This is a genomic window from Achromobacter sp. JD417, from assembly GCF_041879325.1.
Lineage (GTDB): Bacteria > Pseudomonadota > Gammaproteobacteria > Burkholderiales > Burkholderiaceae_B > Achromobacter > Achromobacter mucicolens.
Genome location: NZ_CP087159.1, coordinates 2,635,754 through 2,655,979, shown reverse-complemented (window position 1 = coordinate 2,655,979; position 20,226 = coordinate 2,635,754). Strand labels below are relative to the sequence as shown.

The following is a 20,226-nucleotide window of genomic DNA, read 5'->3' as shown; positions in this document are numbered from 1 at the left end:
GTTCATGTCACGTGGAACGCTTCGTCCACCGGCACCTGCAGCGCCGTCGCCAGCGCGTTGGTCTGCGACGCCATCGCGATCACCGCCAGCAGCTCCGCGTGCTGGCCGTCGGTCATGCCCTTGGCGCGGGCCGAGGCCGTGTGGGAATGAACGCAATACGAACACCCATTGGCCGTGGACACCGCGATGTAGATCAGCTCGCGCACCAGCGGCGAGAGCTCGCCCTCGGCCATCATTACCGTCTTGAGCTGCTCCCAGACGCTGCGCATCCGCGGCGGATCGTTGGCCAGCGCCCGCCAGAAATTGTTGACGAAGTCCGATTTTCGCGTGGCGCGGATGTCTTCCAACACCGCCCAGGCCTCGGGACTTCTACGGATCTCGTCATCGCTCAGCAGCCTTACCGTGCTCATTGCACCGCTCCATCGTGAAAAAATCGTGACGCCGCCGCCCTTTCGCGGCGGCCCGGTTCTGATCCGCCGGGGGCCGAGGCCGGCCGATCAGGTATTGCGGCCACCGTAGGGAATGCGGGTCAGCGCATTCAAGTCCACATTTTCCAGGCAGCGCACGTTGACCGCCGCGGTCTCCTTGCCTTCGGCGCCCACGCCGAAACCGAACGGCGCGCAGCCGCAATTGGCGCAGAAATGGTGCGAAATCACGTGCTTGTTGAAGGTGTACGTGGACAGCGTCTGCGTCGAGGACGTGATGCGCAGCGCGGCGCGCGGCACGAACCACAGCAGATAGCCCTTGCGGCTGCAGTGCGAGCAATTGCATTCCAGCACCTGGGACACATCGCCATCGACTTCATAGGCGATCTGTCCGCAGTGGCAGCTTCCTTGTTGCATGGATTGTCTCCCGGCCGTTATCGGATCAGACTCCCATCATAGGCCTGTGCCGCCCGCCTTGCCCATGCGGACCCGCCGCACTTCACCCCGCCCGGAGCCATCATGCCCCAGTTATCCGCCTACCTCAGTTTCGACGGCAATTGCGCCGAAGCCATGCGCTTTTACGAACGCGTGCTGGGAGGCCGCCTTGACGCGCTGGTCCGTTATGCCGATGCACCCGCCGATGCCGTCATGCCCATCCTGTCCGACGAGGACGCCGGGCGCGTCATGTACGCCCGCCTGACGCTGGATGAGCAAACCTTGCTGGGCAGCGACGCCACCGCCGGACACCCCTACCCCGGCAACCGGGGGGTGGCGCTAGCGCTGGTGTATCCCACCGTGTCGGACGCGCACCGGGTGTTCGACCTTCTGGCCGAAGGCGGCAGCGTCACGATGCCGCTGCAAAAGACGTTCTGGGCAGAAGCCTACGGCGCGCTGGTCGACCGGTATGGCACGCGCTGGATGGTGAGCGGGGGCCGCATGACCCACTGAGGTCTATGAAGCCGGCAAGCGCCACGGGAAGCACTGCCTGCGCATCGGACGTTCTGGGTGACGGCTCCGACGGTACGCGAGCGGTTACGGCGGCTTTATGGGTTCAGCACAGGTAGATGTCGAGCTTTCGCGATTTAGAGTGCCGTTCGAGACTCTCGGTCCATGTCGACAGGCCACTGAACTTTGGGCGCCAGTCGCAGCCCCGGATCAGATGCGGGCACGTCATTGTTCCAGTCACGCGGCGGGTGCGGGTATTTTGGCAACGCCTCGGGTCCCTGATTCATGAAGGCGCGTGCCATGGCCCACAAGTGCTCTCCGTTAGCGTTGCTGCCCGCCAATTGAAAGCGATCGATAACGTGATTAGTGCCAGGCGCCACGACGGCGACATCGACGCCCCATGCAAAAACCGGCACCCCACTCGGGGATGGCCCCATTCGGCTCCACCCTTCGGCGCGCAGGTCGTCCCAATTAAATACGACGGGTCGTACGCCCCAACCGTTTCGGCTTAGCGGCCCACCCGTGCAAAAACGATACACGTACACTTTGCCGCGGAATCGATTGAACCGTATAGGCTCATCCCGCGGCGGCGCAACGCCGGCACGATACATGGTGACACCCGCTAAAACCCCTAGGGCCATCAGCCCAAACAACAACAAAAACACGAAGGGATACCCTGAAATATCGGTGAACTCAAAGATCAGAATTTTGCTCAAGAAGAGCGCACCCAGAAACATGATTAATGCGCAAAGAATTACGACTGTGCGATTTACTACTCTAGAGACATGAAACTCAAGGTGAATGTCGCCAACATAATTAGGGGGCAATCCGATCGCTTGTAGCTTCTCTTCAGGAGTCGTCTGGGGTAGCGGCAGATCGGCCTTCCATCCTTTTGTTGGACGGTCTAAAGCCGGCTTATCTTGAGTCATCATTTAGTTTCCACGACTTCAACATACGTCGACATCTCGGGATCCAGAACATTTGGCAGATACTCGACGACAACCTTGACTTCGTCAATTTGATGGCCAAGCACCAGCTGGATCTTTCCTTCTATTACTAAGAAATGCTGCTCATCTCCATCCGCCGACGTAATGGTGCGTTCTTGAGCGAGAGGCGCGGTAGTCTTGGGATCGTAATCCATTCGTTTAAATGCTATGAATTCGGACTTGGGCAGAGACTGCCTGAATTCGTGACTACCCGAAGCCAGCAACTCCTGCCCCGGATAGCGTTTTGCCATCACGTACCAAGAGTAGCTCGCGCGCGACGTGTCGAACCTCGGCAAGAGGATCTGATATTTCAAGAACGGCGTTGGCACAACAGCGATTTTTACGCCGCCCATAAGTCCTGCCGCAACAAAAATCTTTCCTTCACCCTCCAGCTCAAACTTGGCATATGCATCAACACCTAACACTGCGGCATTGTAAGCGCCTGCCGAACACACCCTTGACGGTTCTGCTTATGCAGCAGGTAGCCACCGATGCGGCAGCAGCTCAGCGATCTGGCTGTTTTTCTGCGTGGGCAGGCGCGTGAGCACGTCCTTCATATAGGCATACGGGTCGTGCCCATTGAGCCGTGCCGACTGGATCAGGCTCATGATGGCGGCTGCGCGCTGGCCCCCGCGCAGCGAGCCCGCGAACAGCCAGTTCGAACGCCCGATCGCCCAGGGGCGGATCTGGTTCTCCACCCAATTGTTGTCGATCGGCGCATCGCCGTCGTCAAGGTAGCGTGTCAGCGCCTCCCAGCGCTTGAGGCTGTAGTCGATGGCGCGCGCGGTGCCGGAGCCTTCCGGCACGCGCTGGCGTTGCGCGATCAGCCACCGACGCAACGTTTCTGTGATCGGCTTGGCCCGCTCCAGCCGTATCAGGAGGCGCTCTTCGGCAGGCAACTCGGCTACGTCCCGCTCTACGCCGTATAGCGCGCCGAACAACTCCAACGCCTCTGCGGCGATCTGGCTCTGGTTGTTGACGTGCAAGTCATGGAACTTGCGCCGGGCGTGCGCCATGCAGCCCAGTTCCGTGATGCCAGCCGCGAACCCGGCCTTGTAGCCCGCATAATCGTCGGTCACCAGCTTGCCGCGCCAGTCTTCCAGGAACGTGCGGCAGTGCTCGCCAGCCCGGCTGGGCGCGAAGTCGTAGAGCACTGCACGCAGGCTGTCGTAAGCGGTCGGTGTGTATGCCCACAAGTAGGCCCGATGTGTCTTGCCCGCGCCCGGCTTGAGCATCTGCACCGGCGTTTCGTCGGCATGCAGCACAGATTTGCCCAGCACTTCGGCCTTGAGCGCATCGACCAGCGGCTGCAACCGCAGCCCGCACACGCCGACCCACTCGCCCAGCGTCGAGCGCGGCAGCGCCAGGCCGGCGCGTGCAAAGATGCCTTCCTGGCGGTATAGCGGCAGGTGGTCGGCGAACTTGGCCACCAGCACCTGCGCCAGAAGGCCCGCTGTCGGGATGCCCTTGTCGATGACCTGCGCGGGGACCGGCGCCTGCGTGAGCGTCTCGCAGTGCTCGCACACCCACTTGCCGCGGATGTGACGTTCGACCGTAAAGACGCCCGGCAGATAGTCCAGCTTCTCACTGACGTCCTCGCCGATGCGCTTCAAGCCGCAGCCGCAGCGGCACGTCGTGGACGCCGGTTCGTGGTGGATGTCGGTGCGCGGCAACTCGGCCGGCAGCCGCATGCGACGCGGCGCTTGCGACGGCGCAGGCTTAGTGGCGATCGCTTCGCGCAGCGCGTTCACTTCCTCTTCGATGGCCGCCATGTCGGCATCCATCGTCTCTTCCAGAAGGCTTGCCTGCGCCGGGTTCAATTGCTCGCTGCGCTTGCCGTAGCGCCAGCGCTTGTACAGCGCCAGCTCCTGCATGAGCTGGTCGATGTGCGTCTGTTTGAAGTGCAGTACGCGATCCCGCTCGGCAACCACCGCATCGTGCGTCGCTATCTGGGCGTCACGCGCGGCCACCTCGCCCATCAGGCGTTCGGCCAACGCGCGCAGTTGCTGCGCGTCGAGGTGGTCCAGGGATGCGGTACTCATGGCCGCCAGTATGCCGCAGGGCTCCCCGCGGCGGTATTGGCGTCTTGCCGGATTGTCCGGCGCTACAACACCGAGATCGCACCTGCCGCGCCCACATGCTGCCAGGGCAGGCCCAGCACCAGGGCCTGCCACTGCTCACTGTCGACCGCGATGTGGGGGCCACGCAGCGCATCGGCCCACACGAACTTGCCGCGGTTCAGCCGGCGCGCGGCCAGCCACACGCCGATCCCGTCATGCACCAGCACCTTCATGCGGTTGGCGCGCCGGTTTGCGAAGCAATAGGCGTGGTGCGGGCGGGCTGAACCGAACACGGCTACCACCCGGGACAACGCCGTCTCGGTACCGGCGCGCATGTCCAGCGGCTCGGTGGCCAGCCAGATCGCATCGACACGGATCACCGCAGCCACTCGCGTAACCAGGCCACGCACGCGCCGGCCTCACTCACTGGCCATTGCACCGTCGCTTGCGCGGGACCGCGCGACAACCGGATCTCGATGTGACGGCCTGCCGAGGGCAGCGCTGGCAATGCGACCGGCACGAACGCCGGCGCTACAGGTGGCTGCCGTTCAGCCTGACGAATCCACTTATGTACCAGGTTCGCGTTCACGCCGTGCGACAGCGCCACGCCGGCAATGGAGGTACCTGGCTGACTGCACTGGGCCACGATCTGCGCCTTCAGCGCCTTCGGATAAGACCGGCGCTTAGGCACCGGTGCTAATTCTGTCTTCGACATGGTGTCCACCTAAAAGTGGTGGACACTATCGGGGACAACTTCGGCGTTCAATATGGGTTTGCCGGGCGCTTACGCGGCATTTAGCGCAGCAATCGTTGTATCCGCATTGGGCCATTTATTTGTCTCTGCCTTCCCAAAATAGCTGTAATAACTCCACCGTTCGAGCGGAGAGGATTCTTTACCTTCGGCCAGCTTCCACGCCACGCTTGCAACGATGCCGAAAAGAATCGCCCAGCCCAGAGGAGCCAGCAGCAAAGAAGTGCTTAATATCGCCGTCGATCCAGAGAAAACTGCGAAAACCGCAAAACCCGTGCTAAAGGCATAGGCCACGCCGGCCCCGTAATACAGGTAGCGAGACACCTTGGCTCCTCCGCCCTTTGCGCGGTTGGCGGCCTTAAATGACGCTAAAGCTTCAATCGCGCCTGCCATAGCACCCAGCAAGGCCCCAAATCGCGCCAGTGCCTTACCAGCATTTGCAATTCGGGCTACCGAACCTGTTGAAGTCGAGCGGAGGACTTTCTGCGCTTGCTCAGCGCCGCCCCTCATCGTGAGTCCCACCGCTTCAACACTTCCCCCCAATACTCCGATTGACGCCGAATACACAGCGAGCACGGCTTCCTCGTGTTTTGCCACCAAGGTGGTATCCGCGGCTTCAACGGATTTACGCAACCCCTGGGACAGCAGATATGTTGCCCCAACGGCGACCAGCAGTTCAGCGCTTCCAACCGTTCCGCGGGCAATCGCAGCGGCGCTGCGCGCGCCCCTCAACCCAGAGCGCGCAAGGTCGGCAGCCTGCAACGCGTTGAGCTGAAGACCGGCCAAGGCCTTGCGCGCCTCCGGCTCCAGCGTGCCGGCGAGCACCTTGAGTTCGCTCAGCGCTTCGCCAGCCCGGCGCGTAGCATCTCCGATGACCTCTCCCGTTTGCTGGATGGCGTCCTGGGCAACGCCGCCAAAGCGCTTGCGCAGGTCATTTGCATTGCCTTCGACCCACAGCACCACGTCGACCATTTGCTCCGCCAACTTGGGATCGCTCAGGGCCAGGCTGAGGACACCCGCAGTCAGCACCGAACGCACTTGCTTGTGCGCCTTACCGGTCGCTTTCTCAATGGCCGCTGCAAGCCTGTTTCGGTCTTCCCCGATCTGCTTGCACATCAATGTGTAGAACTCACCCAGCTTCATCTGAACGGCGACCTGGGTCATGTACGTGCGCGAATACAGCAAGAGCGACGCGCTATTCACGCGCGTGGCGACGTTGCGCACGCCGGCATCAACCTTCAGTTCCAGCCGGCTCACCGCACCGTTGTAAGCCGCCAGCACACTGGCGATTGCATCCTGGACGTTAGGCCAGATGAGTTTGTTGCCAAGGTCGCTACTGTTGATGATCTTGGTGACCGGGGCGTAGAGCTTGCCGAAGTCGTTCCAATCCAGTTCGCCCTGATTGCTGAACGTGGGGACCAGGCTTTGCATCAGGTTTTGGTCAAGCGCGAGCAAGGTCTTGAACACAATGCTCTGACCATCCTTGATCCAGGCTTCCCAAGCGCGCGCCGACGGCCCGGTGACGGGTCGAATATTGCCTTCGCGATCGGGTTTAGGCGTTGCTTCAGTGATGCCCCCGCTCAGGCACAGTTCCATCGTGCGGATATAACCCAATACTGAGTACGCATTTTGCGCATCGTAGTCGTAGCGCTCGGCCAGACGGAACAGCGGGTTATTAAGGATCTGATCTGTGTAGCGTTCGGCAAGCTTATCCACTTGCGTCTGCAACCGCGCCTTGTGCGCTTCGAACGCCCTCTCCCAACTGGCGCGCGCCGCTTCGTCGTATCGCTCATCAAGGCGCGCAAGCAGCTTCCCAGCCTTGTGCTCGACCTGTTCGGCTCGCTCGCGAGCGGGATCGCCGAATACCGGCGGGCCGCCAGACTCACTTTGCATCATCTCCCAGGCCGCATTTGGGCTAGCGGCGATGGCATCGTCCGCAGCCACCTTGCAAAGTTCACGCAGACGTTTGAGGCTTTCGGACGTGAAGAATTTGTAGTTGTTGAGCGGGTCTGCTTCATAAGCCTGCCGCTCTCTTAGCCAACCCAGGCGCTGATGATTGATTTCCTGGACCATCCCGACCGGGTCGGGTAGGACCAACGCCAGCACGCCGTTCGGCAACTGCTCGCGCTGTGTCTGAGTCCGCACGAAACCCTCTAGCGCGTTCAAGCGATGATTGCGCGAGCAAAAGCCGTGCACGCTGACAAAGTCGCCGATCGTGGGCGTGGCGTATTCCAGCACCTGCTGATCGACCTGAAGGCTATGCTCCATCATTGCGATGCCTACGCTCGCGGGGTCGTTTCGGGCAGTCTGTAAGTCAAGCTCGTAAAACCTGGCAGCCACCGGCGACTGTTCGCCCGCGAAACTGTGGAGATAGCGATTCAATACGCGGTCGGACCACGGATCGCTGGAAAACGCTATCCACGCGGTCTTGAACAGTTTGGTATCGATGTTGATGAACGAAGCGGGAACGTCGTGATCCCGATGAATGCATCTGTCGCTCAACGCGTCAGGCGCTGCCCGCGGCATGGCAAATGGGTTGAACTGGCGAAACGCCCCGTCGGGCGTCACCTGATAGGCCTGCCACTCTTGTTTGTCGAGCAGCACATACAGATATCCTTCACGCAGGGTACGCGGCTGGCCGAGCCGCATCGGCACGGCAGCCAGATCGCCGCCGCCGGCAAGCGGCCGCTTTGATGTGGCGGTGGGCGCGGGCGCGTAGGCGGCACGCAATGGAAGAATCGGCAGCCCAGTGCGTTCGCACGCGTTGCATGTGCCCGTCGGGTTGGGGAGAGCTTGGCGGATCGCCCGGCCCAGGGTCTTGCTGATGCTCATAAGTTCCTTTGCTTGGCGCAGTGTGGCAATGATTGGGATGTCCTATCGCCTCAATGCAAACGCTGTGCCAACTCGGAAGCGTCCTTGCCGTTGTTCTTTCTTATCAACTGCTTACGCGTACTTCAGCGACAAACTTTGGCAACCTCATCGTCGCAGAAGCAGCGAAAGTGACTTTTTTCGACGGATGTTCGGGCCATTGGTGGCCTGAAATTCTTTAATGGTTTGAAAACTCACAAAAAAAATCGGGCCAACTTTGGCCCGGGTGAGCCAAAGTTGGCCCGATCGATCATCCTTCTTTAAGCGGACGACGAAAAGATGGCGCCCTAACCGCCCGGCCGGTGCGCCGCCAGCACCTCATGCAGCGACTGCGCCGCGCGCTGCAGCACCGGCACGGCGCGCAGCAGATCGTCCAGCATCACGCGCGCCGTGGGCGCATGGCAGGCCACCGCCGCAACCACGCGGTCTTCGCCGTCGCGCACCGGGACCGCCACCGCGCTCATGCCGCGCACGAATTCCTCGTTGTCGATGCCGATGCCGCGCACGGCCAGCCGCTCCAGCTCGGCCTCAAGCCGCGCCGGGTCGGTCAGCGTGCGCGGCGTGTTGCGCGTGAGCGGCAGGCGGGCCAGCACGCGGCTGCGCTCCAGGCGGTTCATCGAGGCCAGGAACAGCTTGCCGCTTGCCGTGCAGTGCATGGGCACGTGGCTGCCCACCGCAAAAAAGAGCCGCAACGGCTCATTGGTCTCGACGCGCTCCATGTAGACGACGCGGTCGCCGTCGGGCGCGGTCAGGTTGCAGGTTTCGCCCAGCGTGCCCACCAGTTGGGTCAGCACGGCGCGGCACGCGCGGGTGAAGGCGCAGGCGCGCAGCGTGGCGAGCGCCAGCGAGGTGGCCTGCGGCCCCGGGACGAATCCGTTTTCGGTGGGCGTAGCGGCCACGAAGCCGGCGCGCTGCATGGCCGCCAAGAGGCGCATCAACGTGGTCTTGGGCATGTCGAGCCGCTGCGCAAGCTGCGCCAGCGTGGGCGGATGCTGCGCCCGCGCCAGATGATCCAGCACCAGCAACGCCCGCAACGAACGGGCGGCCTCCTGCTGTCCGCCCGCGTCCTCGGACCGCCCATCTGCCGGCTCCTGCGATGCTGCACTGCGATTTTGAAACCGAAGCCGCATGTTCTGTTCCATTTCTCCGCCCCAGCGCGTGTTGTGCTTTGTTCTGTGCGCGCGCTTCCTAGAATCGCCTCAGATGCCGGCCTGGTCCGCATTGCGGAGTCTGCACCGGCCGGTCATGCCGAACAAATATAAGGGAGACCGCGCGGAAATGTCCGATACCGTCGATTACATCGTGGTGGGCGCCGGCTCGGCCGGATGCGTGATGGCCAACCGGTTGAGCGCGGACGGCGCGCACTCGGTCTGCCTGCTGGAGGCCGGTCCGAAGGACACCTATCCCTGGATCCATATTCCCATCGGCTACGGCAAGACGATGTTTCACAAGGTGGTGAACTGGGGCTACTACACCGACCCGGATCCCAACATGCTGGACCGGCGCATCTACTGGCCGCGCGGCCGCACGCTGGGCGGCTCCAGTTCCATCAATGGCCTGATCTACATCCGCGGCCAGCGCGACGACTACGATGCCTGGGCCGAAGCCGGCAACCCGGGCTGGGGCTGGGACGACTGCCTGCCCTGGTTCCGCAAGCTGGAAAACAACGATCTGGGCCCGGGCCCCACCCGCGGCACCGAGGGCCCGCTGAACGCCACGTCCATCAAGACGCCGCATCCGCTGGTGGAAGCGCTGATCGACGCCGCCGGCACGCTGGGCGTGCCGCGCGTCCGTGACTTCAATTCGGGCGACCAGGAAGGCGTGGGTTACTACCAGCTCACCACGCGCAACGGGCGGCGCTGCTCCACGGCGGTGGCCTACCTGCGGCCCGCGCAAGACCGCCCCAACCTGCGCATCGAAACCGATGCGCACGCGATGGCCGTGCTGTTGGAAGGCAGCCGCGCCTGCGGCGTGCGCTACCGCCGCGATGGCCAGGTCCGAACGCTACGCGCCCGGCGCGAGGTGGTGCTTTGCGCAGGCGCGCTGCAATCGCCGCAACTGCTTCAGCTGTCTGGCATCGGCCCGGCCGGCCTGCTGCGCGAGTTCGGCATCGGCATCGTGCGCGACCTGCCCGGCGTGGGCGAAAACCTGCAGGACCATCTGCAGATCCGCCTGATCTACGAGACCACGCGCCCGATCACCACCAACGACCAGTTGCGCACGCTGCACGGCCGCCTGCGCATGGGATTGCAGTGGCTGCTGCTGCGCAGCGGTCCGCTGGCCGTGGGCATCAACCAGGGGGGCCTGTTCTGCCGGGTCGATCCGGCCAGCCGCACGCCCGACACCCAATTCCATTTCGCCACGCTGTCGGCCGACATGGCGGGCGGCAAGGTGCATCCCTTCTCGGGTTGCACCTATTCGGTGTGCCAGCTGCGGCCCAGCTCGCGCGGCCGCGTACAGCTGCGCAGCACGGACCCGTTCGAGGCGCCGTCCATGCTGCCGAATTACCTGTCGACGGAGCTGGACCGCCGCATGGCCGTGGCCGCCGTCCGGTACGCGCGCCGGGTCGCCGCGACCGAGCCGCTGGCCGGCCTGATGAAACGCGAATTCCGCCCCGGCCCGGACGTGCAGACGGACGACGAGATCCTGCACTTCTGCCGCGAGTACGGCGCCACCATCTTCCACCCTTCGGGCACCGCGAAGATGGGCCCGCGCAGCGACCCCATGGCCGTGGTCGACGAGCGCCTGCGCGTGCACGGCGTGTCGGCGCTGCGCGTGGTGGATTGCTCGATCATGCCCACGCTGGTCTCGGGCAACACCAATGCGCCGGTCGTGATGTTGGCCGAGCGCGCGGCGGATTTAATGCTGCAGGACGTGCGGCAGGCGCGCGCGCAGACCGTGCGCACGCCCGCGCGGATGGAGATGACGGACCCCGGTTAGGAAACGCATATCGCAGACAGACCCGGCCGCGGCAGCGCAGATTGTCCGGCCGACCCACCAAAGGAGACTGGACATGGCCAAGCAAAACGAAGCGGCGGTGCGCAAAGTCGTCACCGCCTCGCTGATCGGCGCCACCATCGAGTGGTACGACTTTTTCCTGTATGGCGTCGTCGCCGGCATCGTATTCAACAAGCTGTACTTTCCTACCGGCGATCCGCTGGTCTCGACCATGCTCGCCTACACGACGTTCGCCGTCGGCTTCGTGACCCGGCCGCTGGGCGGACTGATCTTCGGCCACTTCGGCGATCGCATCGGCCGAAAGAGCATGCTGGTGATGACGCTGATGATCATGGGCATCGCCACCTTCCTGATCGGCCTGGTGCCCACGTACGAGATGATCGGCATCTGGGCGCCCATCCTGCTGCTGCTCTTGCGTGTGTTCCAGGGCATCGGGCTGGGCGGCGAATGGGGCGGCGCGGTGCTCATGGCCTATGAATATGCCCCGCCCGACAAGAAGGGCTTCTACGCGTCGCTGCCGCAGATCGGGCTGGCGATCGGGCTGTGCCTGGCCTCGGGCACGGTGGCGCTGCTGTCCGTACTGCTGACCGACGAGCAGTTCATGGCGTGGGGCTGGCGCGTCGCCTTCCTGGCGTCCGCCGCGATGGTGGCCGTGGGCATGTACATCCGGCTCAACATCAAGGAGACGCCGGAGTTCACGGCGGTCAAGGCGCAGAACGCCGAAAGCCGCATCCCGTTCATGGACATGATGCGCCGCTATCCGGGCAACGTCGTCAAGGGGATGGGCGCGCGCTATATCGACGGCGTGTTCTTCAACGTCTTTGGGGTGTTCTCGATCTCGTTCCTGACGCAATCGGTGCAGATCACCCGGACCGAGGCGCTGATCGGGGTGATGGCGGCGGCGCTGGTGATGTGCTTCTTCATCCCCTTCTTCGGCCGGCTGTCCGACCGCATCGGCCGCACGCGCGTGTACTTCTGGGGTTCGCTCATCACCGCCGCGGCGTCCTTCCCCGGCTTCTGGATGATGATCAACAGCGGCGGCAACGTTATGCTGATCTGGCTGGCCATCATCATTCCGTTCGGGATCCTGTACGCCGCCGTGTACGGTCCGGAGGCCGCGCTGTTCTGCGAACTCTTCGACGCCAAGGTGCGCTACACCGGCATTTCGTTCGTCTACCAGTTCTCGGGCATCTTCGCGTCCGGCATCACGCCGATCATCGCCACCGCATTGCTCAAGACGGGCGGCGGGCAGCCGTGGCTGATCTGCCTGTACGTGATGTTTGCGGGGGTCGTGTCGGCCTTCTGCGCGTGGCTGATCGGGCGCGGCAGGCAGCCGGTGGAAGTGGACGACGCAAGCCAGCCGTCCATGCAGCGGGCTGGGCTGCGCAAGGCGTAGGCGGCGGGCGGCCCGTGCGCAGCGGATCCGCACGGGTCGCAATCGGGGGCCGTCCCTTGCCCCCCTTTCGCCGCTCAGTCCCGTGCCGCCTGCGGCGGCTGCTGGGCCGGCCATCCGCCGCCCAGCGCCTTGAACAAGGTCGCCAGCGCCGCCTGGCGCTGCGCGCTGACGTCGATGTAGGCGATCTGGTCCGAGTAAGCGCTGCGCTGCGCATCCAGATAGCGCAGATGGCTGTCCACACCGCCGCGGTAGCGCGCCTCGGACAGCTGCAGGGCCACCTGGCTGGACTGCGCCAGCGCAAGCCGGGACGCCTCTTCACGCCGCAGCGTCTCGGTGGCCACCAGCGCGTCCGACACCTCGCGGAACGCCGTCTGGATCGTGCGTTCGTACTGGGCCACGGCGATGTCCTTGCGCACGGTGGCCAGATCCAGGTTGGCCACGTTGCGCCCGCCGGCAAAGATCGGCAGCGTGATCTGCGGGGTGAACGACCAGGCGCGCTGGCCGGATTCGAACAGGCCCGACAGGTCCGCGCTGGAACTGCCGAACAGGCCGGTCAGCGAAATGCTGGGAAAGAACGCGGCCCGCGCCGCGCCGATGCTGGCGTTGCGCGCCTGCAGCGCATGTTCGGCGGCCAGGATGTCCGGCCGGTTTTCCAACAGCGCGGAGGGCGCGCCCGCCGCGATCTCCTGCACCAGCATCGGCGCATCGGCCGTGCGCGCCGGCAGATACGGCGACAGGTCGCTGATGCCCACCAGCAGGCCGAGCGCGTTGCCGGCCTGGCGGACCTCGCGATCCGTGCGCTCGAGCTCGGCGCGTGACTGCTCGGTCAGGCCCAGCGCTTCCTGATAGTCGAGCGCGGTGGCCGCGCCCGCCTGCCGGCGCTTGGCCGTCAGCGCCAGCGACGCCTCGCGGCTGGCCAACGTCTGGCGCGTCACATCCAGACGCCGCTGCGCGCTATCGCGCGCCACATACGCCTGGATCACCTCGGCCACCAGGCTGATCTGCGCGCTGCGCGCGGTCGCCTCGGTCGCCAGATATTCCTGCAAGGCGGCATCCGACAGGCTGCGCACGCGGCCGAACAGGTCCAGTTCGAAGGCGGTCAGGCCCAGGCCAGCCTGATAGCTGCTTTGGACTGACGAGGCGCCCGTGCTGCTCAGGTCTGCCGGCACACGCTGGCGCGTGCCCGTGCCCTGCGCGTCGATGCCGGGCAGCCGGTCCGCGCGGGTGATCTGGTACTGCGCCCGGGCCGCCTCGATGTCGAGCAGCGTCTGGCGCAGGTCGCGGTTGTTGGCCAGCGCCAATTCCACCAGCTTGCGCAAGGCGTCGTCGGTGATGAAGGACTGCCAGTCCAGCGTCGCCGCCGCCGACTCGCCGGGGCCGGACGCCGCCAGGCTCCAGTGGTCGCCCACGGGAGACGCCGGACGTTCATAGACGGGCGCGAGCGAGCAACCCGCCAGCGCCGCCGTCAGCAGCAAGGCGGACAGCCGCAAGGGAAACAAGGTCTGCATCATGGCGTTACTCCTGCACGGTGCGCGGCGCGGCGTTGGCGGCGGGCGAGGACTTGCCCCGCTTGCGCTGCACCAGCGACAGCACCCACACAAAGAAGATGGGAACGAAGATCACGCCCAGCAGCGTGGCGGTCAGCATGCCGCCGATCACACCCACGCCCAGCGCGCGCTGGCTGGCTGCCCCCGCACCGGAGGCCAACGCCAGCGGCACCACGCCCAGGATGAACGCCAGCGATGTCATCACGATGGGACGGAAGCGCAGCTTGGCGGCCTGGATGGCGGCGTCGGCTAGGCTGTGGCCCTGTTCGCGCAGGCTCTTGGCAAACTCCACGATCAGGATGGCGTTCTTGGCCGCCAGGCCGATGATGGTGATGAGACCGACCTTGAAGTACACGTCGTTCGGCATGCCCAGCACCGTCACCGCCAGCACCGACCCCAGCGCGCCAATCGGCACGATCAGCATCACGGATGCCGGAATCGACCAGCTTTCATACAGGGCGACCATCAGCAGGAACACCACCAGGAAGGCCAGCGCGAACAGCATCGGCGCCTGCGACCCCGCAAACTTCTCCTGATACGACAGGCCGGTCCATTCGTAACCAATGCCCTCCGGCAAGCCGGCCACGATGCGCTCGATCTCGGCCATGGCCTGGCCTGTGCTGCTGCCGGGCATGGCGTCGCCCGCAATCTTGAATGCCGGATAGCCGTTGTAGCGGGAGATCTGCACGGGGCCGTTCTCCCAGTCCGTCTTCACGAACGCGCTGAGCGGCACCATGCCGCCGGTCTTGTTCGGCACGTTCAGCTTCAGGATGCTCTCGGGCGTCATGCGGTCGCGCACGTCGGCCTGCACCACCACGCGCTGCAGGCGGCCGGCGTTGGCAAAGTCGTTGACGGTGGCCGACCCATACGCCGACGAAATCGCCGTGCTGATTACGTCAAAACCCACGCCCAGCGCCTCGGCCTTTTCGCGGTCGATGTCCAGCCGCAGCTGCGGCGCGTCGGCCAGGCCTTCCATCATGGCGTAGGCGATCACGGGCGAACTGTTGGCCTGCGCCAGCAGCTGGTCGCGCGCTTCGGTCAGCGCCGCGCGGCCCACGCCGCCGCGGTCCTGCAGCCGCAGCGCGAAACCGCCCGAGTTGCCCAATCCGTCGATGGGCGGCGGGTTGACGGCCATGACCGCGCCGTCGTCGATCACCGCGAAACGCGCGTTCACGCTGTCGGCCACGTCGGCGGCCGATTGGCCCTTGCCCCGCTCGGACCAGTCCTTGAGCGTCGGGAACGCGATGCCCGCGTTCTGACCCGTGCCCGAGAAGCTGAAACCCATGACGGTGAAGGCATCGCCCATGGCGTCCAGCGACAGCAGGTGCTGCTCGACGTCGGCCACCACCTTGTCGGTGCGCACATGCGTCGCACCGGGCGGCAGTTGCACGTCGACGATGACGTAGCCCTGGTCTTCCGGCGGCACGAAGGATTCCGGCACGCGCATGTACAGCACGGCCAGCACGGCCACGATGGCCGCGTAGATCACCATGTAGCGCCCCGTGCGCCGCACCAGCCGCGAGTTCAGCGCTTCGAAGCGGCCCGTCAGGCGGTTGAACGCGCGGTTGAACCCGCCGAAAAAGCCCTTCTTTTCGTCGTGGTGGCCCTTCGGAATGGGCTTGAGGAACGTGGCGCAAAGGGCCGGCGTGAAGGTCAGCGCCAAAAAGCCCGAGAACAGGATCGACACCGCCAGCGACAGCGAGAACTGCTGGTAGATGACGCCCACCGAACCGCTCATGAACGCCAGCGGCAAGAACACTGCCGACAGCACCAGCGTGATTCCGACGATGGCGCCGGACACCTGCTCCATCGCCTTGACCGTGGCTTCGCGCGGCGACAGGCCTTCCTCGGCCATGATGCGCTCGACGTTTTCAACCACCACGATGGCGTCGTCGACCAGGATGCCGATGGCCAGCACCATGCCGAACATGGTCATCATGTTCACCGAGAAGCCCAGCACCGACATCACCGCGAACGTGCCCAGCAGGCACACCGGCACGACGATGGTCGGAATCAGCGTGTAGCGGAAGTTCTGCAGGAACAGGTACATCACCAGGAAGACCAGCACCATCGCTTCCAGCAGCGTGTGCACCACCTTCGTGATGGCCACGCTGACGAACTTGGAGGTGTCGAACGGCACCGAGTACGCAATGTCTTCGGGGAACGAGGCCGACAGTTCCTTCAGGCGGGCATTCACGGCCTTGACGGTGTCGATGGCATTGGCGCCCGGCGCAAGCTGCACCGCCGCGCCGACCGCCTTCTTGCCGTTCAGGCGCGTTTCGAAGTCATAGCTCTGGCGGCCGACTTCCAGGCGCGCCACGTCGGCCAGGCGCACGGACGAACCATCCGGATTGGCGCGCAGGACGATGCGCCCGAATTCCTCGGGGTTGTCCAGCGTGCCCTTGACGGCCAGCGTCGCGGTCAGCTCCTGCTCGGGCGCGCCGGGACGGCTGCCGAAGCTGCCGGCCGGCACCTGCACGTTCTGCGCGGCGATGGCCGCGTTGACGTCCGCCACGGACAGGCCAAGACCCAGCAGCTTCTGCGGGTCGATCCAGACGCGCATCGCGGCTTCGGCGCCGAAGAACTGCACCTTGCCCACGCCATTGACGCGGCGGATCTCGTTGTTGATGTGGCGCGCGGCGTAGTCGGACAGCCCGACCACATCCTTGTGCGCATCGTCGCCCTTGTAGGTCAGGGCGTAGATCATCAGGAAGTTCGAACTGGCCTGCTCAACCTGCAGACCTTGCTGCGTCACAGCGGTGGGCAGGCGGGCTTCGGCCTTCTTGATCCGGTTCTGCACGTCGACCTGCGCCAGGTCGGGATCGGTGCCCGGCTGGAACGTGACGGTGATTTCCGCGCTGCCGCTGGAACTGCTGGACGACTCGTAGTACAGCATGTTCTTCGCGCCGTTCAGCTCTTCCTCGATGACGCTGGTCACCGAATCGACCAGCACGGTCGCGGAGGCGCCCGGATAGGTGGCGGCAATGGTCACCTGCGGCGGCGCGACCACCGGAAACTGCGACACCGGCAGCGACGGAATCGCCAGCAGCCCCGCGAGCGAGATGAAGATGGCCACCACCCAGGCGAAATTGGGGCGGCCAATGAAAAACTTGGACATGGTCTAACCTCGGATTTGCACGCGATGCATGGGGCCGCTTATTGCTTGGCGGCAGCGGCGACATCGCCTGCGGCGGCCACCTTGGGCTCGTTCACGGGCGTCACGCTGACTTTCTGGCCGGGCACGGCGGCGCTGACGCCGCCCACGATCACCCGGTCGCCGGGCGCAAGGCCCTCGGTGATGTGCCAATCGCCGCCGCGCATGGTGCCGGTCTGCACGGCGCGGGTTTCGACAACGTCATCCGCCCCCACCACCAGCACCTGCGGCTTGCCATCGGTGCTGCGGGTGACGGCGCGCTGCGGGACCAGGATCGCATCCGGATCCACGCCCTGATGCGTGCGCACCCGCACGTACATGCCGGGCAACAGCAGCACGTCCGGATTGGAGAATTCACCACGCAGGGCCACCTGGCCGGTGCTGCGGTCCACGGCGATGTCCGAGAACAGGAGGCGCCCTTCGCGCTGCTTGTCGGTGCCATCGATCGTGATGGAGATGCTGGCGCCCTCGCCTTCGCCCAGGCTGCCATCCTGCATGGCCGCGCGCATGCGCAGCATGTCGGCGACCGGCTGATTGAAGTCCACATAGACCGGATCGAGCTGCTGGATCGTCGCCATCACGGTGGCTTCGTTCTGGCCCACGAGCGCGCCTTCGGTCACCTGCGCACGCCCGATGCGGCCCGAGATGGGCGCCTTGACCGTGGCGTAGTCCAGGTTCAGCTGCGCGGTCTCGACGTCGGCTTGGGCCGACCGGCGGGCGGCCAGCGCGCTCTTGAGCGTGGTGTTGGCCGTGTCGAAATCCTGCTGGCTGACGGCTTCGATCTTGACCAGCGGCGTGTAGCGCTTGACGACTGCCTGGGCATCGGCCACGGCGGCCTGGGCCTTGGCCAGCTCGCCCTGTGCGCGCGACAAGGCGGCCTTGAACGGCGCGGGGTCGATGCGGAACAGCACGTCGCCCGCCTTGACGTCGGCGCCTTCGACGAAATCGCGGCTCAGCACGATGCCGGCCACGCGGGCGCGGACTTCGGCCACGCGCATGGGCTCGACGCGCCCGGGCAGTTCGCTCGTCAACGTGTAGCGCTGCGGCTGCACGGCCAGCGCCTGCACGGGACGCGGCCCTGCCGCCTGGGGCTCCCCGCCGTCAGAGCCGCCGCAACCGGCCACGAGGATTGCCGTCGACAACACCGCCAGGGGCAACTGCCATGCTTTATTCCACTTCATTCACTACCCCCGCGCCGCGCGTCTTGAATTCAAAGAGACGCCGATGCTACCTTAAAGACCGATTTGAATCAATCTTGATTCATTTGTTTCTTTAAAGCTTGATTTTTCGGACCAACAAGTCCTTACTTGAAAAATTCGCCAAAGTTTGTACAAAGTGAATCGACCGTGATCCAATACCGGCCCAGGGATATCCAAAATGGGGAGGAGGCAATGTCTGAAGAGGCAGGCCACGAGCGGCTGCTTGTCGCATTGGCGCTTGCGATGGTGGACCAGCCGCGCGCCACGCTGCAGGAACTGGCCAAGGCGGTGGGCGTCAGCAAGGCGACCTTGTACCGGTTCTGTAAGACGCGAGACCAGCTGGTGCTGCGCCTGATGACGCATTGCGCGCAGGTCATGAAGCAGGCGCTGGCGGACTCGCACCTGGACACCGCCCCGCCCCGCGCGGCGCTGCGCAACCTGATCGAACAGCACCTGGCGCACAAGGAACTGACGGCGTTCCTGATCTACAACTGGAAGCCCGACACCGAGCTTGAGCCCGACATCATGAACAGCTGGTCGGGCTACCAGGAAACGCTGGACGCCTTCTTTCTGCGCGGACAACGCGAAGGCGCCTTCCGCGTGGACATGACCGCCGCCGCGCTGAGCGAACTATTGATCGCGATCATCACCAGCATGGTGGATGCCGAGCGCCGCGGCCGGATTGCCCGCATGGGCATCGCGCAGGTGGCCGAGCAGATGATGCTGCACGGCATCTCGGCCGAGCCGGCCCCTGGCCGCTGAACGGGGCGTCCGGATCGTTGCACCCGTGCGCGCACGGGTGCAATGGGCACGATCCCCCTTGCGCGCCCGCTCAGGCCGCCGCCACCGGACGGCCGTAGAACGGATAGTTCGGATCGTTGTAGCCATGCGCGGAGGCGTGACCGGGCACCACCCACTCGTTCACGACCGTTTCGTCTTCAGGCGTGATCGTCACGTCCAGCGCCGCGTAGTAATCGTCCATTTGCGCCAGCGTGCGCGGACCGGCGATGACGGCGGTGATGACGGGATTGGCCAGCACCCACGCGGTCGCGAAGTGGCCCGGCTGAACCCCGCGCGCGGCGCTATGCTGCACAAGCTTCTGCGCGATCTGCAGGGATTCTTCGCGGAATTCCGTGGCCAGGATGCGGCGGTCGCCACGTCCGGCGCGCGTATCCGGCGCCGGCGCCTGGCCCGGCAGGTACTTGCCCGTCAGCACGCCGCGCGCGATCGGGCTGTACGGCACGACGCCCAGGCCGTAATGCTTGCACGCCGGCAGGATCTCGACCTCTGGGCCGCGGTTCAGCATGTTGTAGTACGGCTGGCACACCACCGGTTGCGGCACACCCAGCTTTTCGCACAGGCGCATCACCTCGGCAATGCGCCATCCGCGGAAATTCGACAGGCCGAAGCTGCGCAGCTTGCCCGCGCGGATCAGGTCGCCCAGCGCCCACAACGCCTCTTCCAGGTTTTCTTCGTGGTAGTCGCGGTGCAGGTACAGGATGTCCATGAAATCCGTATCCATGCGCGACAGGCTCTGCTCCACCCCGCGGATCAGCCACTGGCGCGAGTAATGCGCCAGGTTCGGTCCCTTGCCGACCGGATTGCCGATCTTGCTGGCCAGCACCCAGTCGTGGCGTTGCCCCTTGAGCAGCTTGCCCACCACTTCTTCCGACCGGCCCTCGTTGTAGACGTCCGCGGTGTCGATGAAATTGACGCCATGATCGCGCGCCGACGCCACGATGCGCGCGGCTTCGTCATCGGGCGTCTGCTCTCCGAACATCATGGTGCCCAGGCAGAGCGGCGATACCCGGAGATTGCTGGTTCCCAGTCGGCGGTAGTTCATGGCGTGGTTCCTTGATCGGATGAAAAGATGCGGCGTGGCCACGCGGCAACGCGCGGCCGAACGCGATATCTTGCCCGAAAAAACCTGACATGCC

The 20,226-nt window shown here is 64.8% G+C and carries 17 protein-coding genes; 4 read left to right on the top strand and 13 right to left on the bottom strand.

Features of this window, described 5'->3' with window-relative positions; all coding sequences use genetic code 11:
• Window positions 1–2: 2 nt before the first annotated feature.
• Together LN047_RS12225 and LN047_RS12220 are read right to left on the bottom strand one after the other, a co-directional pair.
• Complete coding sequence (locus tag LN047_RS12225; RefSeq protein WP_063953397.1) at window positions 3–410, bottom strand: carboxymuconolactone decarboxylase family protein; 408 nt, start codon at window positions 408–410, stop codon at window positions 3–5.
• A gap of 87 nt (window positions 411–497) precedes the next feature.
• Entirely contained in the window at window positions 498–842 is a 345-nt protein-coding gene (locus LN047_RS12220) for a GFA family protein (RefSeq protein WP_373981874.1), read from the bottom strand.
• Between the two features lie 102 nt (window positions 843–944).
• Here LN047_RS12220 and LN047_RS12215 point away from each other — a divergent pair, with 102 nt between their 5' ends.
• Window positions 945–1,373 carry a VOC family protein gene (locus LN047_RS12215; protein WP_056317125.1) on the top strand — a complete coding sequence of 143 codons (429 nt, stop codon included), beginning with the start codon at window positions 945–947 and terminating at the stop codon, window positions 1,371–1,373.
• A 134-nt stretch (window positions 1,374–1,507) separates the two neighbouring features.
• On the opposite strand, the gene LN047_RS12210 is transcribed toward LN047_RS12215, so the two are convergent.
• The 7 genes from LN047_RS12210 to LN047_RS12180 all read right to left on the bottom strand — a co-directional run bounded on the left by LN047_RS12210 (window position 1,508) and on the right by LN047_RS12180 (window position 9,177).
• Complete coding sequence (locus LN047_RS12210) at window positions 1,508–2,302, bottom strand: DUF6708 domain-containing protein (protein ID WP_373981873.1); 795 nt, start codon at window positions 2,300–2,302, stop codon at window positions 1,508–1,510.
• The gene (locus LN047_RS12205) at window positions 2,299–2,811 is read right to left on the bottom strand and encodes a hypothetical protein (RefSeq protein ID WP_373981872.1); all 513 of its coding nucleotides are present in this window, start codon (window positions 2,809–2,811) and stop codon (window positions 2,299–2,301) included. Before LN047_RS12205 ends, LN047_RS12210 begins: the two co-directional genes overlap by 4 nt.
• 15 nt (window positions 2,812–2,826) lie before the next feature.
• Complete coding sequence (locus LN047_RS12200; RefSeq protein ID WP_373979928.1) at window positions 2,827–4,398, bottom strand: IS66 family transposase; 1,572 nt, start codon at window positions 4,396–4,398, stop codon at window positions 2,827–2,829.
• A 62-nt stretch (window positions 4,399–4,460) separates the two neighbouring features.
• Window positions 4,461–4,805 (bottom strand): IS66 family insertion sequence element accessory protein TnpB, encoded by a 345-nt coding sequence (gene tnpB, locus LN047_RS12195; RefSeq protein WP_373979927.1) that lies wholly within the window; start codon window positions 4,803–4,805, stop codon window positions 4,461–4,463.
• A complete protein-coding gene (locus tag LN047_RS12190; protein ID WP_254608341.1) occupies window positions 4,793–5,131 on the bottom strand; it encodes a transposase in 339 nt (112 codons plus the stop codon). Before LN047_RS12190 ends, tnpB begins: the two co-directional genes overlap by 13 nt.
• Before the next feature lie 69 nt (window positions 5,132–5,200).
• Window positions 5,201–7,999 carry a T6SS effector BTH_I2691 family protein gene (locus tag LN047_RS12185; RefSeq protein ID WP_373981871.1) on the bottom strand — a complete coding sequence of 933 codons (2,799 nt, stop codon included), beginning with the start codon at window positions 7,997–7,999 and terminating at the stop codon, window positions 5,201–5,203.
• A gap of 323 nt (window positions 8,000–8,322) precedes the next feature.
• A complete protein-coding gene (locus tag LN047_RS12180; protein WP_373981870.1) occupies window positions 8,323–9,177 on the bottom strand; it encodes an IclR family transcriptional regulator in 855 nt (284 codons plus the stop codon).
• Between the two features lie 136 nt (window positions 9,178–9,313).
• Between LN047_RS12180 and LN047_RS12175 the strand changes: the two genes are divergently transcribed.
• Window positions 9,314–10,975: a GMC family oxidoreductase gene (locus LN047_RS12175; protein WP_373981869.1), complete on the top strand. Its 1,662-nt coding sequence runs from the start codon at window positions 9,314–9,316 to the stop codon at window positions 10,973–10,975.
• A gap of 73 nt (window positions 10,976–11,048) precedes the next feature.
• On the top strand, window positions 11,049–12,389 hold the full coding sequence (locus LN047_RS12170; protein ID WP_223575663.1) for an MFS transporter: 1,341 nt from the start codon (window positions 11,049–11,051) through the stop codon (window positions 12,387–12,389).
• 74 nt (window positions 12,390–12,463) lie between these two features.
• On the opposite strand, the gene LN047_RS12165 is transcribed toward LN047_RS12170, so the two are convergent.
• The 3 genes from LN047_RS12165 to LN047_RS12155 are packed head-to-tail and all read right to left on the bottom strand — an operon-like array spanning window position 12,464 to window position 18,271.
• Window positions 12,464–13,900 carry an efflux transporter outer membrane subunit gene (locus LN047_RS12165; RefSeq protein ID WP_373981868.1) on the bottom strand — a complete coding sequence of 479 codons (1,437 nt, stop codon included), beginning with the start codon at window positions 13,898–13,900 and terminating at the stop codon, window positions 12,464–12,466.
• A gap of 4 nt (window positions 13,901–13,904) precedes the next feature.
• Window positions 13,905–17,054 (bottom strand): efflux RND transporter permease subunit, encoded by a 3,150-nt coding sequence (locus LN047_RS12160; protein ID WP_142055541.1) that lies wholly within the window; start codon window positions 17,052–17,054, stop codon window positions 13,905–13,907.
• A 38-nt stretch (window positions 17,055–17,092) separates the two neighbouring features.
• Complete coding sequence (locus tag LN047_RS12155) at window positions 17,093–18,271, bottom strand: efflux RND transporter periplasmic adaptor subunit (protein ID WP_373981867.1); 1,179 nt, start codon at window positions 18,269–18,271, stop codon at window positions 17,093–17,095.
• A 210-nt stretch (window positions 18,272–18,481) separates the two neighbouring features.
• Here LN047_RS12155 and LN047_RS12150 point away from each other — a divergent pair, with 210 nt between their 5' ends.
• A complete protein-coding gene (locus LN047_RS12150) occupies window positions 18,482–19,051 on the top strand; it encodes a TetR/AcrR family transcriptional regulator (RefSeq protein ID WP_056317107.1) in 570 nt (189 codons plus the stop codon).
• 70 nt (window positions 19,052–19,121) lie between these two features.
• Here LN047_RS12150 and LN047_RS12145 read toward each other — a convergent pair whose 3' ends face one another.
• Complete coding sequence (locus tag LN047_RS12145; RefSeq protein WP_152384282.1) at window positions 19,122–20,132, bottom strand: aldo/keto reductase; 1,011 nt, start codon at window positions 20,130–20,132, stop codon at window positions 19,122–19,124.
• Window positions 20,133–20,226 lie beyond the last annotated feature (94 nt).

Bases quoted from the DNA above. Each gene is read 5' to 3' on its own strand.
- LN047_RS12225 (WP_063953397.1), bottom strand. From the start codon at position 410: ATGAGCACGGTAAGGCTGCTGAGCGATGACGAGATCCGTAGAAGTCCC.
- LN047_RS12220 (WP_373981874.1), bottom strand. From the start codon at position 842: ATGCAACAAGGAAGCTGCCACTGCGGACAGATCGCCTATGAAGTCGAT.
- LN047_RS12215 (WP_056317125.1), top strand. From the start codon at position 945: ATGCCCCAGTTATCCGCCTACCTCAGTTTCGACGGCAATTGCGCCGAA.
- LN047_RS12210 (WP_373981873.1), bottom strand. From the start codon at position 2,302: ATGATGACTCAAGATAAGCCGGCTTTAGACCGTCCAACAAAAGGATGG.
- LN047_RS12200 (WP_373979928.1), bottom strand. From the start codon at position 4,398: ATGAGTACCGCATCCCTGGACCACCTCGACGCGCAGCAACTGCGCGCG.
- LN047_RS12190 (WP_254608341.1), bottom strand. From the start codon at position 5,131: ATGTCGAAGACAGAATTAGCACCGGTGCCTAAGCGCCGGTCTTATCCG.
- LN047_RS12185 (WP_373981871.1), bottom strand. From the start codon at position 7,999: ATGAGCATCAGCAAGACCCTGGGCCGGGCGATCCGCCAAGCTCTCCCC.
- LN047_RS12180 (WP_373981870.1), bottom strand. From the start codon at position 9,177: ATGGAACAGAACATGCGGCTTCGGTTTCAAAATCGCAGTGCAGCATCG.
- LN047_RS12175 (WP_373981869.1), top strand. From the start codon at position 9,314: ATGTCCGATACCGTCGATTACATCGTGGTGGGCGCCGGCTCGGCCGGA.
- LN047_RS12170 (WP_223575663.1), top strand. From the start codon at position 11,049: ATGGCCAAGCAAAACGAAGCGGCGGTGCGCAAAGTCGTCACCGCCTCG.
- LN047_RS12165 (WP_373981868.1), bottom strand. From the start codon at position 13,900: ATGATGCAGACCTTGTTTCCCTTGCGGCTGTCCGCCTTGCTGCTGACG.
- LN047_RS12160 (WP_142055541.1), bottom strand. From the start codon at position 17,054: ATGTCCAAGTTTTTCATTGGCCGCCCCAATTTCGCCTGGGTGGTGGCC.
- LN047_RS12155 (WP_373981867.1), bottom strand. From the start codon at position 18,271: ATGAAGTGGAATAAAGCATGGCAGTTGCCCCTGGCGGTGTTGTCGACG.
- LN047_RS12150 (WP_056317107.1), top strand. From the start codon at position 18,482: ATGTCTGAAGAGGCAGGCCACGAGCGGCTGCTTGTCGCATTGGCGCTT.
- LN047_RS12145 (WP_152384282.1), bottom strand. From the start codon at position 20,132: ATGAACTACCGCCGACTGGGAACCAGCAATCTCCGGGTATCGCCGCTC.